Here is a 15,945-nt window from a genome sequence, read left to right as displayed (position 1 = left end):
CGGACGTGAACCAGCGAGGACAGGATCTGATCGATGCGTGAGCTCTATCGGGAGCAGTTGGACGATGTCCTGCTCGACCTCGCCCAGATGGCCCAGGAGGTGTCGACCGCGGTTCGCTCGGCGACCACCGCGCTACTCGAGTCCGACCTGCACCTCGCCGAGCAGGTGATCTCGGCCGACGATCAGCTCGATCTGAAGCAGTCCGACATCGAGCGGCGGGCGTTCGACCTGCTGGCCCTGCAGGCACCGGTGGCCGGCGAGCTGCGGATCATCGTGGCCAGCCTGCGGATGGTCGCCGAGCTCGAGCGGATGGGCGACCTCGCCGCGCACATCGCCAAGATCGCCCGGCTGCGCTATCCCGAGTCCGCCGTGCCCGAAACGCTCCGGCCGAGCTTCGTCCGGATGGGCGACGTCGCCGAGAAGATGGTGATCGCCGCCGGCCAGACCCTGCACGATCGCAACGTGCAGAGTGCGGAAGAGCTGCGCGACCGCGACCAGGAGATGGACGAGCTGCGCCGGACCCAGTTCCGGGTGCTGCTCGGTGACGACTGGCCGTACGGGGTCGAGGCCGCCGTCGACGTCGCCCTGCTGGGCCGCTACTACGAGCGGATCGCCGACCATGCCGCCTCGATGGCCCGCCGGATCATCTACGTCGTCACCGGCGAGTTCCCCGAGCACGAGTACTGGCCCCAGCCCTGACGCTGCCCGACCCCGGGCGCGCGCCTGTCGCGCGCGCTGTCGGCACCGGTCTGACCCGGCCTGGACGGGTGCCCCGCCCCACCACCCGGCACTTCCCCGCCACTCCCGAGGCATCTTCGCTCGCTTTGACCCCAGTTCGCGCGTGAAGGTTCACGCGCGAAGTGGGTCGAAACCGCGCGAAGTGGGTCGAAACCGCGCGAAGACGCACGATCTGCCGGGGCGAGCGGTCGGCGCGGCCCCGGCAGATCGGCGTGCGCGGGGAACCGCTACTTCTTGCCCTGGTTCTTGACCGCCTCGATGGACGCGGCGGCAGCCTCGGGGTCGAGGTAGGCGGCCGGTCCGGTCGGCTTCATGTCCTCGTCCAGGTCGTAGTGCAGCGGGATGCCGGTCGGGATGTTCAGCCCGACCACCGCGTCGTCGCTCATCTGGTCGAGGTGCTTGACGATCGCCCGGAGCGAGTTGCCGTGGGCGGCGATCAGCGTCACCTTGCTCGCCCGCAGGTCGGGCACGATCTGGTCGTACCAATACGGCAGCGCCCGCTCCAGCACGTCCTTCAGGCACTCGGTGCGCGGGCGGATCTCGCTCGGTACTCCCGCGTACCGGGGGTCGGAGAAGTTGTCGAACTCACTGCCGGCGTCGATCGGCGGCGGCGGGGTGTCGTACGAGCGGCGCCAGATCATGAACTGCTCCTCGCCGAACTCGGCGAGCGTGGCGGCCTTGTCCTTGCCCTGCAGGGCACCGTAGTGGCGCTCGTTCAGCCGCCACGAGCGCTTGGTCTCGATCCAGTGCCGGTCACACGCGCCGAGCGCGATCTGGGCGGTGTTGATGGCGCGCCGCAGCACCGAGGTATGGACGACGTCGGGCAGCAGACCGCTCTCGGCGAGCAGTTCCCCACCGCGCTTCGCCTCGGCCGCCCCCTTCTCGTTGACGTCCACGTCCACCCAGCCGGTGAACAGATTCTTGGCGTTCCACTGGCTCTCGCCGTGCCGCAACAGGATCAAGGTCGACATGCGGCTGAGCCTAGTGGTCCCGCGTTACGCGCGCTCGTCGGTCCGAACCGCGTCACCGCACCGAGGCCGTTCACGATTTCGTCCGCGAGATCAGGCCGGGCCTGGGTCCAGATGAGTGAACGCGGCCAGGTTGGCGGTGGACTCACCGCGGGATCGGCGCCAGACCCACTCACGCCGGATGCTCTCGGCGAAGCCGAGCTCGAGGATGGTGTTGAAGCTGTCGTCGGAGGTCTCGGCCACGGCGCCGAGCAGCCGGTCGACCTCCGCCGGCGTCACCGACGACAGCGACACCCGCCCGGCCAGATAGATGTCGCCGAGCGAGTCGAGACAGAACGAGACGCCGTACAGCTTCAGGTTCTTCTCCAGGCACCAGCGATAGACGCCCGCCTCGTTCTCGTCGGGTCGCCGCGCGACGAAGGCCCGCAGCCCGAGGCCGTACGTCCCCACCTCCAGCGCGCACTCGGTGCTCAGCTTCCGCGTGCCCGGCAGCGACACCGAGAACAAGCCCGGCCGCTGCTCCGACCACGGCAGGTCCAGCTCCGTCAGCATCGCGCGGACCACCGCCGCCGCCTGCTCGCCCGCCCGGTCCATGGCTCGCGAGCCTAGTCCGGCCGGTTTGAGGTCCGACCGGCGCGGATATCGACCAAGCGGAGAGAGGAGTCGTGAATGGGTATCGGGCTCGGTGTCTTGCTGATCGTGGTCGGATTGATCCTGCTGTTCGCGCTGAACGTGAACATCCCGTACGTCAGCGACGACGTGCTCGGGATCATCCTGATCGTCGGTGGCGTGCTGGTGATCGTGCTGGCCCTGGTGTTGAACGCCCAGCGGCGCCGCAGCACCCACGTCCAGGAGACGCACTACGACGGGCCGCCGCCCGCCGCCTGACGCCTCGACCGGTCGCCTCGACCGCTGGACGGACGGCGCGGGTGGCGCCGACGCATAGGGTTCCGAGGTGGCCGATCTCCCCTCAGCGCTGCGGACGAGCGGTGCGGGACGGCCGACCTGGGCTGCCTGGCTGACCCGGGCACCCCGGCTGCTCGACGATCTGATCGGAGATTGGCGTCTCGGCGTGGACGGGCCGCCACGCGCAGGCAGTTGCGCCGTGGTCGTGCCGGTCCGGGCCGAAGACGGCCGCGCCGGCGTGCTGAAGCTCAGCTGGCCGCACTGGGAGGCCGAGACCGAGCACCTTGCCCTGCGCGCGTGGCAGGGCGACGGCGCCGTTCAGCTGTGGCGGGCGGATCCGCGCCGGTTCGCGTTGCTGCTCGAACGCGCCGACCTCGATCGCGACCTGAATCAGGAGCCGGTGCTCGACGCCTGCGAGGTGGTCGCCGGGCTCTACCGCCGGCTGCATCGAGCGCCGCTGCCGCAGACCCGCCGGCTCAGCGAGCTCTGCCGGGAGTGGGCGGAGCGGCTGACCCTGTTGTCGAGAACCAACCTGGTCCCCCGCCGGTTCGTCGGTCAGGCCGAGCGGCTGCTGCGGGATTTCGCCGACGATCCGGCCACCGACCGGGCCCTGATCCATACCGATCTGCACTATGCGAACGTGCTGGCCGCCGACCGGGAGCCGTGGTTGGCGATCGACCCCAAGCCGCTGGCGGGCGACCCGGCCTACGAGGTGGCCCCGCTGCTGTGGAACCGGTGGGACGAGGTGCTGGCCGCCGCGTCACCGCGGCAGGCGTTGCTCGCCCGGCTGTACGCGGTCGTCGACGCCGCCGGCCTGGACGAGGACCGGGTGCGCGACTGGGTGGTCGTCCGCGAGGTCTGCAACGTGCTCTGGGCGCACGAGGACCAGCTCCACGCGGGCACCCCGGTCCGGCCCGACGCGGTTACCACCGCGACGACCATCCTCAAGGCCGTTCAGCGCTGAACCGGCCGAACGGGCCCGAACGGGCCTGAACGGGAACTGCACCGAACGGACGTGCGCCGGACGCCTCAGGTCTGCTGGATGAACCACCGGGTCTGGTAGCCGTCCAACGAGAGCGGCCCGTCGGTCAACGGGGTGTCCTCGGTCAGCGCGTCCCAGGCCCAGTTGCCCACCGGGATCACCCAGCGGGCCAGCTCCTGCCGATCGGGTGTCATGTTGTAGACGCCGACGAGGGTCTGCACCGGGTGCCGTCGGATGAACACCAGCACACCCGGGTTCACCGGGTCGACGATCTCGGTCTCCACCGACGCGTGCAGGCTCGGCAGCGACGACCGGACGGCGATGCTGTGCCGTAGCCCGTGCCAGATCCGGTGCTCCAGCGTGCCGTCGACGTGCCGGAGCTCGGCGACGTCCCAGGGCATTCGCGGCCGGTGGATCCAACGGTTGTCGTCGGCCTTCGCCGGGTCGTCGACGAAGTCGTAGTCGTTGCGCAGCGCGAGCTCGTCGCCCATCCAGATCAGCGGCAGACCACCGAAGCCGAGCATCAGGTTGTGGGCCAGCTGCAGCCGCTTCACCGCGAGGTCGAGGTGGGCCTCGTCGTCGCCGGACAGGGCTGCCTCGATCCCGGCCAGCGACGCCGCCGTGCCGCTGATCCGGCGGTCGCCGGTCGCCAGGTTCTCCTGGAACACCACGCCCCGCGCGTCGCTCATCGGATAGAGCCCGGCATAGAACTCCGACAGGAACCGCCGGTGCTCGAAGCCGTTCAGCCCGACCGAGGCCGCGTCGCCGTCGTCGATCGCCCAGCCGATGTCGTCGTGGCAGCGCAGGTACGTCGCCCAGGCCGCCGTCGTCGGCTTCGCCGGGAAACGGTTCATGGCCGAACAGAACAGGCGGGTGTCCTTGGCCGCGAGCGCCGACCAGATCTGCACCATCAGCGAGTTCTGGTAGGCCAGGTCCGACACCTTTCCGGTGTGCCGGCCGACCCCGAGATAGGGCACCAGGTCGGTCGGTCCGACGATCGCCTCCGCCTTGAAGATCAGCGCCGGCGCCGCGATCCGGGCCACGGTCCGCAGCGCCTGGGTGATCGAGTGCACCTCCGGCTGGTTCTGGCAGGAGGTCCCCATCCGCTTGAAGATGAACGCGATCGCGTCCAGCCGCAGGCACTCCACGCCCAGGTTCGCCAGCCAGCAGATCAGGTCGGCGAACTCGTAGAACACCTCCGGGTTGTGCCAGTTGAGGTCCCACTGCCATTCGTTGAACGTGGTCCAGACCCAGGCCTGCGCGTCGTGGTTCCAGGTGAAGTTCCCCGGGGCGAAGTCGGGGAAGACCTCGGGCAGGGACTTCTCGTACTGATCCGGCAGCTCGCGGTCGGCGAAGAGGTGGAAGAAGCCGCGGTAGTAGTCGTCGCCGTCGCGCGCCAGCTCTGCCCAGCGGTGTTCGTACGCGACGTGGTTCAGCACCAGGTCGAGGGTGAGCGAGATACCGCGGCGACGCAGCCCGGTTGCCAGATCACGCAGGTCCTCGATGTTGCCCAGGTCGTCGCGGACCGCGCGGTAGTCCATCACCGCGTAGCCGCCGTCGCTCGGCCCGGGCCGCGGTCGGAGCAGGGGCAGCAGGTGTAGGTAAGTGACGCCCAGGTCGGACAGGTAGTCGATCTTCTCCCCGACCCCGCGCAGGTCGCCGGCGAACAGATCGGTGTAGGTCGCATAGCCGAGCATCTGCTGGTGCTGGAACCAATGCGGATCGGCATGTCGCTGCAGGTCGAGCAGGCGCAGTTCGGGCGGGCGCTGCCGGAAGTTCTCGGCCGCGATCCGGATCAGGCGGTGCGCCATCTCCACGGCGTGACCCGGGTAGGCCCCGGTCAGCCCGGCAAGCAGATCGGGCCAGTAACGACGCAACCGCGTCTCGAACACGACTTGATCATGGGGCGGCTGATCGGAGAGCAGGTCGCCGACGTCTGGAGTGGTCATCGCCAGTCAACCTATTGCCCCGGCCACGGCGCTGCCAGGGGATCGTCCCGGATGATAAGACCCTGTGACCAGGCGAGACGAGACTGCCCGGTGGGCGCCTCGCCACGGCGTTCAGCGGGTCGAAACCGAGTCCTTCGGCTTGCGACCCAGCCGTTTCTTGAACTCGTCCAGGAATGCGTCCCGCAGCTGGTCGTTGTCCAGGGCCCCGTCGATCCCGCCGAGCTTGCCGGCATGCACCTGCTGGCAAACCTTGAGCCACGCCTCGCCCATCGCAAAGGTGAACGTAGTTGCGACGCCGGCCCCGATCGCCCCGCCGACGATCGTGCCGGCGCCGGGCACCATCTTCAGCAGACCGGTGAAGGTGGCCCGGCCGATCTGGGTGGCGGCGGTGGTGGAGACGATCGCCATCAGCGCCGCCTTGTCGAACTTGATCTTGTAGAGCTGCGCGATCCGGGCCATCATGCCGAGCTGGATCGGGACCAGCAAGGTGGCGTCGGAGAACGGGATCGGGGTGGCGGCCGCCGCGCCCGCGCTGGTCACCGCGATCCCGATCAGCCGGTGGGCCTCTTTCGCCTTCCGCTCCAGATCGATCTCTTGCGCCGCGATGAGGGCTCCGTGGACGCCTTCGGGCGCGACGCGAAAGGTGGCATCGAGAACCTCGCTCAGGCCGTACGCGCTCTGGCCGTGGAACTCGTCCGGCTTCGCGTACGTCATGAAGACCCGATCGCCCACGATCGGCAGCCGGCGGGCCGTGATCTGTTCGGCCAGCATCACCGCGTCCGGGTGGAACCGGCCGTCGGGGCTGCGCGGCACCTGGGTGAGGACCAGGATCACCGGCAGCCCCAGCTCGCTCAGCCGGCGGACGAAGTCGGCTTCGGTGTCCTCGAACCGGCGGTCCATCCCGCGCACGCAATACCAGGCGACGTGGATCTGCTCGCTCTGCGGCAGCTTGCGGGAGTTCTTGATCACCTCGTTGAGGTCGGTCAGGATCTCCTTGCTGTTCTTGCCGATCTCGACGCCCTGGGTGTCGACGATGCCGAGGTGCCCGATCCGGTCGAGATAGAGATGGCTGCCACGGGTGACCGGCTCGCCGATCCCAGTCCGGGCGACCTCCTCGCCGAAGATCGCGTTGATCAGGGTGGACTTGCCGACCCCGGTCTTGCCGAAGATCGCCAGGTTGAACCGGCCGAGTGCGCTCGCCTGCTTGTCGAACTCGGTGCGGAAGCTGTCCTTGAGCCAGTCGTTCGCGCCTGCCACCCGCGTCTCCTGCCGGTCGGTAATGCGTTCCAGGGTACGAAGCACCCAAGTCCATGCCGGCTGCCCCGCCGCGACCGCTCGCCGCTCGTCTACCCCATACCCCCGGCGCCTGCCTCACACCCCTGGCTCCCGCCTCACACCCCCGGCTCCCGCCTCACACACCCCCGGTAGACGGTGTGGCGCGGCAGCCAGCGGTGTGAAGCGGCGGCACGAGGCCGCGGGTCGAGGCAGCCGGCCGGTCTGGACCGGGGCCCGGTCGCGCGAGATTCGGGCCCGCCGCGCGGCCTCCGATAGACTCGTTCGGTTGCCCGCCCGCTGGAAAGAGTTCCTGATGCCCACCCGTACCGACCTCCGCAACGTCGCCATCGTGGCGCACGTCGACCACGGCAAGACGACGCTGGTCGACGCGATGCTGTGGCAGTCGGGCGCGTTCCGGGTCGGCCAGGACGTCGAGAAGCGGGTGATGGACTCGATGGACCTGGAGCGGGAGAAGGGCATCACCATCCTCGCCAAGAACACCGCGGTGAGGCACCGGGCGGCCGACGGCAGCGATGTCACCATCAACATCATCGACACCCCCGGCCACGCCGACTTCGGCGGTGAGGTCGAGCGCGGGCTGGAGATGGTCGACGGCGTGCTCCTGCTGGTCGACGCCTCCGAGGGCCCGCTGCCGCAGACCCGGTTCGTGCTCCGCAAGGCGCTGGCGAAGCAGCTGCCGATCGTGCTGGTCATCAACAAGGTGGACCGGCACGACGCGCGGATCGCCGAGGTGGTCGAGGAGACCTACGAGCTGTTCCTCGACCTGCTCGAGGACGACGAGACCCACGTGCTGGACTTCCCGGTGGTGTACGCGTCGGCCAAGGCCGGCCGCGCGACGCTGACCGCGCCCGACAACGGTACGCAGCCGGACAGCCCGGACCTGGAGCCGCTGTTCGCGACCATCCTGGACGCCATCCCGGCGCCGACGTACACCGAGGGCGCGGTGCTGCAGGCCCACGTGACGAACCTGGACGCCTCGCCCTATCTCGGCCGGCTCGCGCTGTGCCGGGTCGTCGAGGGCACGCTGACCCGCAACCAGGCCGTCGCCTGGTGCCGGGCCGATGGGTCGGTCCGCACGGTCAAGCTGTCCGAGCTGCTGATGACCGACGCGCTGGAGCGGGTGCCGGCCGACAGCGCCGGTCCGGGCGACATCGTGGCCATCGCCGGCATCCCCGACATCACCATCGGCGAGACGCTCTCCGACCCGAACGACCCGAAACCGCTGCCGTTGATCACGGTCGACGAGCCGTCGATCTCGATGACGATCGGCATCAACACCTCTCCGCTGGCCGGCCAGTCCGGCAAGAACCTGACCGCCCGGCTGCTGAAGAACCGGCTCGACAGCGAGCTGGTCGGCAACGTCTCGATCCGGGTGCTGCCGACCGAACGACCCGACACCTGGGAGGTGCAGGGCCGCGGCGAGCTGCAGCTCGCCATCCTGGTCGAGATGATGCGCCGCGAGTCGTTCGAGCTCACCGTCGGCAAGCCGCAGGTGGTGACCCGGGAGATCGACGGCAAGGTGCACGAGCCGGTCGAGCGGCTGACGATCGACGCCCCGGAGGACTTCGTCGGCGTGGTCACCCAGCTGCTCGGGCTGCGCCGCGGCCGGCTGGAGCAGATGGTGAACCACGGCACCGGCTGGGTCCGGATGGAATACCTGGTGCCGGCCCGCGGGCTGATCGGCTTCCGGACCGAGTTCCTCACCGAGACCCGCGGCACCGGGCTGATGCACCACGTGTTCGAGGCGTACGAGCCCTGGCACGGCGAGCTGCGGACCCGGCCGACCGGGTCCCTGGTGGCCGACCGGAAGGGTGCGGTGAGCTCGTACGCCCTGTTCAACCTGCAGGAGCGCGGCACGCTGTTCGTGGGCCCGGGCACGGACGTGTACGAGGGCATGATCGTCGGCGAGAACGCGCGCAGCGACGACATGGACGTCAATCCGACCCGGGAGAAGAAGCTGACCAACGTCCGCTCCTCCACCGGCGACGAGCTGGAGCGGCTGATCCCGCCGAAGCTGATGAGCCTGGAGCAGGCGCTGGAGTTCTGCCGCTCCGACGAGTGCATCGAGGTAACGCCGGCCGCGGTCCGGATCCGCAAGGTCGTGCTCTCCGGCACCGAGCGCGCCCGGACCAGGGCGCGCGCCAAGAACGCCTGAGCCGCTCGCTCGCAAATCCCTCGCTTCGGAACGCCGAGCCCGTGTCCACCCGACCCGGCCAACGCTCCGCCGTCGACGGTCCGGGCTCACGCCGCACCCCGGAGGTCGACTCCGCACCCTGTGCGCAGGGTGCGGAGTCGACCGGCACGGTGCGGAGTGGGCTCGGCCGGATGGTGAATCGACCCGACGGGCCGGAGGGCGTACGCGGCCTGTCCGGAGCGCCCAGTCGGTGAACTTTCGAAATAGTGCTGGTAAGTGGCCCCATCGCGGGTCAGAATGATCCGGTCCGCGCGCACCCGATGCCACTTCCCCACAGCCGGTGATCGCGAACGGCCGTCGTTCTCGCGTGGGGAGAGACCATGAAGCACCTGATCCGCATCCTGCTCGGCACCGCTGTGGGCCTCGGCCTGATCAGTGCGGCGCTGGTGAGTGAACCGCTGGCCCCGCCGGCGGCGGCCGCCCCGATCGCCTCGACCGGCACGTACCAGGAGGGCACGGCGACCGTCACCGCCGCGGCCTCGAAGGTGAAGCTGCCGAAGCGCTGCAAGACCAAGGGGCGCGTGTTGTGCATCAGCAAGTCCAAGCGCAAGCTGTACTTCGTCCAGAACGGCAAGATCCGCAAGACCGTCAGCGCCCGCTTCGGCTGCTACCGCACGCCGACCCGCAACGGCACGTTCCACGTCTTCCGGAAGAACCGGCACTGGGTGTCGACGATCTACCACAGCCCGATGCCGTACTCGATGTTCTTCAGCGGCGGCCAGGCGGTGCACTACTCCAGCGACTTCGCCCGGCGCGGCTACTACGGCTGTAGCCACGGCTGCGTCAACATCCGCAGCTGGAGCGGGATCGCCTGGATCTACAAGCGGATCCGGGTGGGCGACAAGGTCGTCGTCTACCGCGGCTGAGCCCGACTCCGCCGGCCGAGCCCGGCCGGGAGACGAACAACTGCCCGCTCCCCGGCGTTCCGGAGAGCGGGCAGCTGTTTCATATCAACCTGGGATCTTCTCCCCCCCAGGATGGTCAGCTGGCCTTGGCGGCAGCCGACGTCTTCTTGGCCGCGCGGGTGGCGGCGGCCTTCTTGGCAGCGGCCTTGCGGGCGGCGGCCTTCTCCGCGGCGACGGCGTCCTCGGCGGCCCTCGTCGCCTGGGCCTTCGCGCTGGCCTTCGGGGTCACGGTCTCGGTCGCGGTCTTGCCGGTCACCTTCTTGCGGGCGACGGTGACGGACTCCTGGACGGCCTCGAATGCCGGGTCGATCCGCTCGGCCACGTCGGCGGCCACGTCCTCGGCCTGCTTCTCGGCCTTGGCGGAGAACGCCTTGACCGTCACGATCGCACCGTCCACGACACGCTTGCCGCGACCGGCGAGGTCACCGTAGCCGCTGGCGGCCTCGGCGTAGTACGCCTTCAGCTGCTCCTGCGCCTCGACGAGCCTGGACTTGGTCGTCTCCGGCAGGCCCTTCACGGTCTCCGGGAGCGCCTTGACCTGCTCCGGCAGGGACTTGACGAACTTGCTGAACTCCTCGGCGCGGGCCTTCGAGCTGTTCTCGAACTCACCCTGCCGGGCCTGGACCTTGTCGCGGGTCGCGATCAGGGTGGTCTTGGCCTGCACGGCGAAGCTGTCGGCCAGCCCGGCCACCGCGTAGAGCGGGGCGAAGTCGGACTCGAGGGCGGCCTTGCGGGCCTGGGCGGGGGTCTGCTTGCGGGTGGTGGTGCTCATTTCTACTCCTCTGTGGTGGCGGTATCGGGGGTGGTGGACTCTCGCGCGTTCTCGTGCACGAACGAGGTGTAGACGTCGATCAGCACGCGCTTCTGCCGCTCGTTGATCGCGGCATCGGCGAGCACGGCCATCTCGACGGTCGTCGCCTGGTGATCGCGGGGATCGAGGATCCCGGCCTGGACGTACAGCGTCTCCGCCGAGATCCGCAACGCCTTGGCCAGCTGCTGCAGCACCTCGGCCGACGGCTTGCGCAGACCCCTTTCGATCTGGCTCAGGTAGGGATTCGAGACCCCGGCCTGCTCGGCGAGCTGCCGGATCGTGACGCCGGCCGCCTTGCGCTGGTTGGCGATGTACTCGCCCAGCGTGCCGAGCTGCTCTCCGAGCTTCGGTGCCTTGATCCCTGCCATGTATCTAGTGTGCTTGCAAAAGTTAGCAGATGCAAGCCAGAGCTAGCGTGAGGCGGGTCACACACCCGAACGGAGCAGGCAGAGTTCCGGCGCAGCTGCTCAGCGACGCCCGGTGGCCGGCTGCGGCACGCTGGCCGTGATCAAGGTCCCGTCGGGCCGCCGCTCGCCGGTCTGCAGCGTCGGCACGCCCACGATCTCGGGGCCCTGACCGTCGAGCGGAACGGTGACCAGTTCCCCGGGAGGGACGGTGACCTGCTCGCCGCGGACCGCGACCCGCACCTCGGCGCCGTCCTCGATCAAGAAGCTGATCGCGTCCGCCGTCACCTCGACCCGCACCCGGCTGCCCCGCAAGGTGATCTTGAACTCCAGCTTCGGCCAGCTCGCCGGCAGCCGCGGATCGAAGGTGATCGCGCCGTTGTAGTCGCGCATCCCGCCGAAGCCGTAGACCAGCGCGGTCCAGACCCCGCCGGTGGACGCGACGTGCACCCCGTCGCTGGTGTTGCCGTGGAAGTCGGCCAGGTCGACGAACAGCGAGCTGTAGAAGTAGCGCAGGGCGAGGTCGCGATAGCCCACCTCGGCGGCGATGATCGACTGGACCACGCCCGACAGGGTCGAGTCGCCGGTGGTGATCGGGTCGTAGTACTCGAAGTCGGCGCGCTTCTGCTCCAGGCTGAAATGGTCGCCCTGCAGGAACAGCGCGAGCACTACGTCCGCCTGCTTCAGCACCTGGAACCGATAGATCACCAGCGGGTGGTAGTGCAGCAGCAGCGGGCGCTTGTCGGCCGGCGTGTTCTTCAGATCCCACATCTCGCGGTCGAGGAAGTGGGAGTCCTGCGGGTTGATGCCGGTGGCCTTGTCGTACGGGATAGCCATCGCGTCCGCCGCGGCCGCCCATTCGTCCGGCTCGCTCGGATCGAGGTCCAGCCGGTGCACCATCCGCTCGTACGCCCGCGGCGCGTTCTCGGCCAGCCCGCGCACGACCACGGCTGCTTGGGCCAGGTTGAACCGGGCCATCACATTGGTGAACAGGTTGTCGTTGACGACGGTGGTGTATTCGTCCGGCCCGGTGACGCCGTGGATGTGGAACGTCCGCTGGCCGTCGCCGTCGCCGCCGTCGCGCCAGAAGCCGAGATCGGCCCACATCCGGGCGGTCTCGACCAGGATGTCCACCCCCTCGCGCTGCATCAGATCCACGTCGCCGGTGGCATCGACGTACTTGCACAGGGCGTACGAGACGTCGGCGTCGATGTGGTACTGCGCGGTGCCGGCCGCGTAGTAGGCCGACGCCTCCTCGCCGTTGATGGTCCGCCACGGGAACAGCGCGCCGCTCTGGGCCAGGTCCGCCGCGCGCCGGCGGGCCGCATCCAGCATGTTGTAGCGGAACCGCAGCGCGCTGCGGGCCATCGCCGGCGAGGTGTAGATCAGGAACGGGAGCAGGTAGACCTCGGTGTCCCAGAAGTAGTGACCGCCGTAGCCGGAGCCGGTCACGCCCTTGGCTGGCACCCCGGACTGCTCGGCCCGGGCCGCGGCCTGGGCGATCTGGTAGAGGTTCCACCGGATCGCCTGCTGCACCGCCGGCTGGTCGTGCACGACCACGTCGGCGCGTGCCCAGTACGCGTCCAGCCAGGCGCGCTGATCGGCGAACTGGCCGTCGACCCCCTGCTCCCGGACCCGGTCCAGCGTGCGCCGGCAGCGATCGACCAGTTCCCGGACCGGAACGCCGCGGGAGGAGTGGTAGGAGACCACCTTGGTGATCTTGATCGGCTTGCCCGGCTCCGCGTCGACCCGGTAGACCTTCTTGCCGGTGTCCTCGTCGGCGTGCACGAGGTCGGAGTACTCGCACTCGGTCTCGATGTCGTGATCGGCGCCGACCGCGATGGTCATCTTCGAGTTCGTGCAGCGATAGCCCAAGATCATCCGGCGGTCGCTGGCCCAGTGCGTCTGCGGCTCCAGCACCCGGCTCTCGAACGACTCCGCCTTGCGCGGGTCGACGCCCTCCCCCATCGCCGCGGCCCGGACGTGGTATTCGTCCTTGCCGTCCTGCCGGTTCAGCATCTGCGAGGACACCACCACCGGTGCCGGGTCGTCCAGCATGGTGATCTCGATGGTCATGATCGCCAGGTGCCGCTGGGTGAAGGAGACCATCCGGCTGGACCGGACCTGGACCCGCTTGCCGGCAGGGGTGCGCCAGATCACGTCGCGGTGCAGCACGCCCTCGCGGAAGTCGAGCCGGCGTTCGTACGTCTCCAGGTCGGCCACCGACAGCAGCATCGGCTCGTCGTCGATGTAGAGCTTCATCGTCTTGTTGTCGGGGACGTTGACGATGGTCTGGCCGACCCTGGCGAAGCCGAATGCCTCCTCCGCGTGCCGGATCGGCCAGGTTTCGTGGAAGCCGTTCACGAAGGTGCCGTGGAAGTGGGTCTCCCGGCCCTCCTCGACGTTGCCGCGCATGCCGAGATAGCCGTTGCCGACCGCGAACAAGGTCTCGGTGATGCCCAGGTCCGCGGTCGAGTAGTCAGCCTCGATCAGGGCCCACTCGTCGACCGGGAAGCGGGCGCGGTCCAGCGGATCGGACGCGGTGGTGGGCTCGTCACCCGAGCTGCCCCTCATGCCGGCACCACCTGAGCAAGGTCTCGGACCACCAGGTCGGCCCCTGCGGCCTGCAGCCGATCGGCCCCGACGCCCCGGTCGACCCCGATCACCAAGCCGAAGTCGCCGGCCTGGCCCGCCTCCACCCCCGACAGTGCGTCCTCGACCACGACCGACCGCTCGATGCTCGCACCCAGCTGGCGGGCGGCGTAGACGAACGTGTCGGGCGCCGGCTTGCCGGGCAGCCGGTGCGCGGCGGCGACGGTGCCGTCGACGACCACGGTAAAGCGATCGGCCAGCCCGGATGCGGCGAGCACCGCCGGGGCGTTGCGGGAGGAGGACACCACGGCCACCTTGGTGCCGCGATCGGCGAGATGGTCGAGCAGCGCGACCGAGCCCGGATAGGGCTCGACGCCCTCGGACTCCAGCACCGACGCGAACTCCTCGTTCTTCCGGTTGCCGAGGCCGCACACCGTCTCCGCGGTCGGCGGATCGGTCGGGTCACCCTCGGGCAGGGTGATGTCGCGGGAGGCGAGCATCGACCGGACGCCGTCGTAGCGCGGCTTGCCGTCGATGTAGTCGAAGTAGTCGCTTTCGGCGTAGGGCGCCGCCTCCGGGTGCTCGTTCAGGTAGGAGCTGAACAGCTGGGCCCAGGCCCGCATGTGTACGTCCGCCGTCGGGGTCAGCACGCCGTCCAGGTCGAACAGCACCGCGTCGTAGTCGTCCCAATCCACGACAGACAAGCCTAGGGGTTCGCACCGGGTGCTCCCGACCCGAAGAAGCCCTGTCGACCGCCGCGCGGGTAAACCTTTGGTTACGTCTGGGCGGTCACCCTCCCGGTTCCGACGGCCACCTCGGCTAACCCGCGCTCGACCCGCCGACGCTCCCCCCGGTCGCCCCGCCGACACTCCCCGCGTCGCCCTCCGGCCGGAAACTGTGCGCGTCTTGCAGCGACACGCCGACGCAGAGTGCAACAGCTGCACAGTTTCCGGTGGAGGTGGGCGGTGAGCGGGGCCGTGAGTGGGCGGCGCCGGGTCAGCGGAGCGCGGTCAGCGGCGCCGGGTCAGCGGCGCCCGGTGAGCGGCGCCGGGTCAGCGGCGCCCGGTGAGCGGCGCCCGGGTCAGCGGCGCCCGGGTCAGCGGCGCCCGGGTCAGCGGAGCGGGGTCAGCGGAGCGGGGTCAGCGGAGCGGGTCGAGGGCGCCCGGACGGACCGCGATCGCGCCGACCGGCTCGCCGTGACCCAGCACCGGCGCGCTCGCCTGGGCGTCCAGGGTCGGGTGCTCGAGCCCGAGCGCGAGCAGGACGGCGGCGGTCAGCACCGGCCGGGCGCGCGGGGTCCCGTCGCCGACCTTGACCGCGATCCCGCGGCCGTCGGCCAGGCCGACCGCCTGCACTCCCTCCGCGCCCGCCTTGGTGACCAGGCCCGGGATCGCCCGATGGAGGTCGTACTCGTCCCGGTGGGTGCCGGACGTCATCTCCGGGTGGGCGCGGATCGCGTCGGCGACCCGCCGCTCGTCGCCGCCGGCGGCCGCCGCGATCCGGCCGAACGAGCGGGCCAGCGCGACCAGCGAGATCGCGAACGCGGGAGCGCCGCAGCCGTCCACGGCCACCCGGTCGGGCCGTTCGCCGGACACCTCGGCGATGACGTCGCGGGCCGCCAGCTGGACCGGATGGGCCGGGTCGCGATAGTCGTCCAGGCTCCACCCGTTGCTCATCGCGGTGGCGAGCATCCCGGCGTGTTTGCCCGAGCAGTTCATCGCGATCGGCGTCTTGACCCCGACCCGCCGGCAGTAGTCGACCCGCGCCTCGTCGTCGACCGGCCAGTCGGGTGGGGTCTGCAGCGCGTCCTCGGTGAGGCCCGCAGACGCCAGGATGCGGCGCGAACCGTCGAGGTGGATGTCCTCGCCGGAGTGCGACGCCGCGACCAGTGCGAGCAGGTCGTCCGGGAGGTCGAGTCCCTGGCCGACCATGGAGACCGCCTGCAGCGGCTTGAGCGCACTCCGCGGATACATCGGCGCGTCGACGGCACCGATCCCGGCGATCAGCGACCCGTCCGCACCGGTGACCGCGACCCGGGCATGGTGGACGCTCTCCACCAGCCCGTTCCTGACCACCTCGACGACGATCGGGTCGAGGGCAAACGGCGTCGGGCTGATCGGGGCGGTCACCCTCGCGACTCTAGTGGGACCCCGACCACCCTGATTTCGTCCCGCTGTTTCGCGCCAGCCCCCGCGATCCG

General features: G+C 69.9%; 14 protein-coding genes. 5 read left to right on the top strand and 9 right to left on the bottom strand.

What is annotated here, in order from left to right; translation table 11 throughout:
* Window positions 1-33 precede the first annotated feature (33 nt).
* Entirely contained in the window at window positions 34-699 is a 666-nt protein-coding gene (gene phoU, locus ABD747_RS04750) for a phosphate signaling complex protein PhoU (protein ID WP_344801943.1), read from the top strand.
* 266 nt (window positions 700-965) lie between these two features.
* Here phoU and ABD747_RS04745 read toward each other — a convergent pair whose 3' ends face one another.
* Both ABD747_RS04745 and ABD747_RS04740 read right to left on the bottom strand, forming a co-directional pair.
* Window positions 966-1,709 (bottom strand): phosphoglyceromutase, encoded by a 744-nt coding sequence (locus ABD747_RS04745; protein ID WP_344801942.1) that lies wholly within the window; start codon window positions 1,707-1,709, stop codon window positions 966-968.
* 90 nt (window positions 1,710-1,799) lie between these two features.
* Entirely contained in the window at window positions 1,800-2,300 is a 501-nt protein-coding gene (locus ABD747_RS04740; RefSeq protein WP_344801941.1) for a type III secretion system chaperone family protein, read from the bottom strand.
* 75 nt (window positions 2,301-2,375) lie between these two features.
* Between ABD747_RS04740 and ABD747_RS04735 the strand changes: the two genes are divergently transcribed.
* Together ABD747_RS04735 and ABD747_RS04730 are read left to right on the top strand one after the other, a co-directional pair.
* A complete protein-coding gene (locus tag ABD747_RS04735; protein WP_344801940.1) occupies window positions 2,376-2,594 on the top strand; it encodes a DUF6458 family protein in 219 nt (72 codons plus the stop codon).
* A gap of 67 nt (window positions 2,595-2,661) precedes the next feature.
* Complete coding sequence (locus ABD747_RS04730; RefSeq protein WP_344801939.1) at window positions 2,662-3,576, top strand: aminoglycoside phosphotransferase family protein; 915 nt, start codon at window positions 2,662-2,664, stop codon at window positions 3,574-3,576.
* Window positions 3,577-3,641: 65 nt separating this feature from the next.
* Here the strand turns inward: ABD747_RS04730 and ABD747_RS04725 are convergent, their stop codons facing one another.
* Window positions 3,642-5,543 carry an alpha-amylase family protein gene (locus tag ABD747_RS04725; RefSeq protein WP_344801938.1) on the bottom strand — a complete coding sequence of 634 codons (1,902 nt, stop codon included), beginning with the start codon at window positions 5,541-5,543 and terminating at the stop codon, window positions 3,642-3,644.
* 111 nt (window positions 5,544-5,654) lie between these two features.
* Window positions 5,655-6,800, bottom strand: coding sequence for a GTPase family protein (locus ABD747_RS04720; protein ID WP_344801937.1), 1,146 nt, complete (start codon window positions 6,798-6,800; stop codon window positions 5,655-5,657).
* A 331-nt stretch (window positions 6,801-7,131) separates the two neighbouring features.
* Here ABD747_RS04720 and typA point away from each other — a divergent pair, with 331 nt between their 5' ends.
* Window positions 7,132-8,994, top strand: a complete 1,863-nt coding sequence (gene typA, locus ABD747_RS04715) for a translational GTPase TypA (RefSeq protein WP_344801936.1) — start codon at window positions 7,132-7,134, stop codon at window positions 8,992-8,994.
* 359 nt (window positions 8,995-9,353) lie between these two features.
* Window positions 9,354-9,899, top strand: coding sequence for a L,D-transpeptidase (locus ABD747_RS04710; protein ID WP_344801935.1), 546 nt, complete (start codon window positions 9,354-9,356; stop codon window positions 9,897-9,899).
* A 115-nt stretch (window positions 9,900-10,014) separates the two neighbouring features.
* Here ABD747_RS04710 and ABD747_RS04705 read toward each other — a convergent pair whose 3' ends face one another.
* The 5 genes from ABD747_RS04705 to ABD747_RS04685 all read right to left on the bottom strand — a co-directional run bounded on the left by ABD747_RS04705 (window position 10,015) and on the right by ABD747_RS04685 (window position 15,874).
* A complete protein-coding gene (locus tag ABD747_RS04705) occupies window positions 10,015-10,710 on the bottom strand; it encodes a hypothetical protein (protein WP_344801934.1) in 696 nt (231 codons plus the stop codon).
* 2 nt (window positions 10,711-10,712) lie between these two features.
* Entirely contained in the window at window positions 10,713-11,117 is a 405-nt protein-coding gene (locus tag ABD747_RS04700; protein ID WP_344801933.1) for a helix-turn-helix domain-containing protein, read from the bottom strand.
* A 99-nt stretch (window positions 11,118-11,216) separates the two neighbouring features.
* Complete coding sequence (locus tag ABD747_RS04695) at window positions 11,217-13,727, bottom strand: glycoside hydrolase family 65 protein (protein WP_344801932.1); 2,511 nt, start codon at window positions 13,725-13,727, stop codon at window positions 11,217-11,219.
* A complete protein-coding gene (locus ABD747_RS04690) occupies window positions 13,724-14,440 on the bottom strand; it encodes an HAD family hydrolase (protein WP_425562481.1) in 717 nt (238 codons plus the stop codon). The genes ABD747_RS04695 and ABD747_RS04690 overlap by 4 nt, the downstream gene beginning before the upstream one ends.
* Before the next feature lie 444 nt (window positions 14,441-14,884).
* Window positions 14,885-15,874 carry an asparaginase gene (locus ABD747_RS04685; protein WP_344801930.1) on the bottom strand — a complete coding sequence of 330 codons (990 nt, stop codon included), beginning with the start codon at window positions 15,872-15,874 and terminating at the stop codon, window positions 14,885-14,887.
* Between the last annotated feature and the right edge of the window lie 71 nt (window positions 15,875-15,945).

It is taken from the genome of Microlunatus ginsengisoli (genome assembly GCF_039537205.1).
GTDB lineage: Bacteria > Actinomycetota > Actinomycetes > Propionibacteriales > Propionibacteriaceae > Microlunatus > Microlunatus ginsengisoli.
This window is presented reverse-complemented; position numbering and strand designations above follow the sequence as displayed.

What these genes read in the sequence shown, in the direction of transcription:
- phoU (WP_344801943.1), top strand. Translation starts at nt 34, where the DNA reads ATGCGTGAGCTCTATCGGGAGCAGTTGGACGATGTCCTGCTCGACCTC.
- ABD747_RS04745 (WP_344801942.1), bottom strand. Translation starts at nt 1,709, where the DNA reads ATGTCGACCTTGATCCTGTTGCGGCACGGCGAGAGCCAGTGGAACGCC.
- ABD747_RS04740 (WP_344801941.1), bottom strand. Translation starts at nt 2,300, where the DNA reads ATGGACCGGGCGGGCGAGCAGGCGGCGGCGGTGGTCCGCGCGATGCTG.
- ABD747_RS04735 (WP_344801940.1), top strand. Translation starts at nt 2,376, where the DNA reads ATGGGTATCGGGCTCGGTGTCTTGCTGATCGTGGTCGGATTGATCCTG.
- ABD747_RS04725 (WP_344801938.1), bottom strand. Translation starts at nt 5,543, where the DNA reads ATGACCACTCCAGACGTCGGCGACCTGCTCTCCGATCAGCCGCCCCAT.
- typA (WP_344801936.1), top strand. Translation starts at nt 7,132, where the DNA reads ATGCCCACCCGTACCGACCTCCGCAACGTCGCCATCGTGGCGCACGTC.
- ABD747_RS04710 (WP_344801935.1), top strand. Translation starts at nt 9,354, where the DNA reads ATGAAGCACCTGATCCGCATCCTGCTCGGCACCGCTGTGGGCCTCGGC.
- ABD747_RS04705 (WP_344801934.1), bottom strand. Translation starts at nt 10,710, where the DNA reads ATGAGCACCACCACCCGCAAGCAGACCCCCGCCCAGGCCCGCAAGGCC.
- ABD747_RS04700 (WP_344801933.1), bottom strand. Translation starts at nt 11,117, where the DNA reads ATGGCAGGGATCAAGGCACCGAAGCTCGGAGAGCAGCTCGGCACGCTG.
- ABD747_RS04695 (WP_344801932.1), bottom strand. Translation starts at nt 13,727, where the DNA reads ATGAGGGGCAGCTCGGGTGACGAGCCCACCACCGCGTCCGATCCGCTG.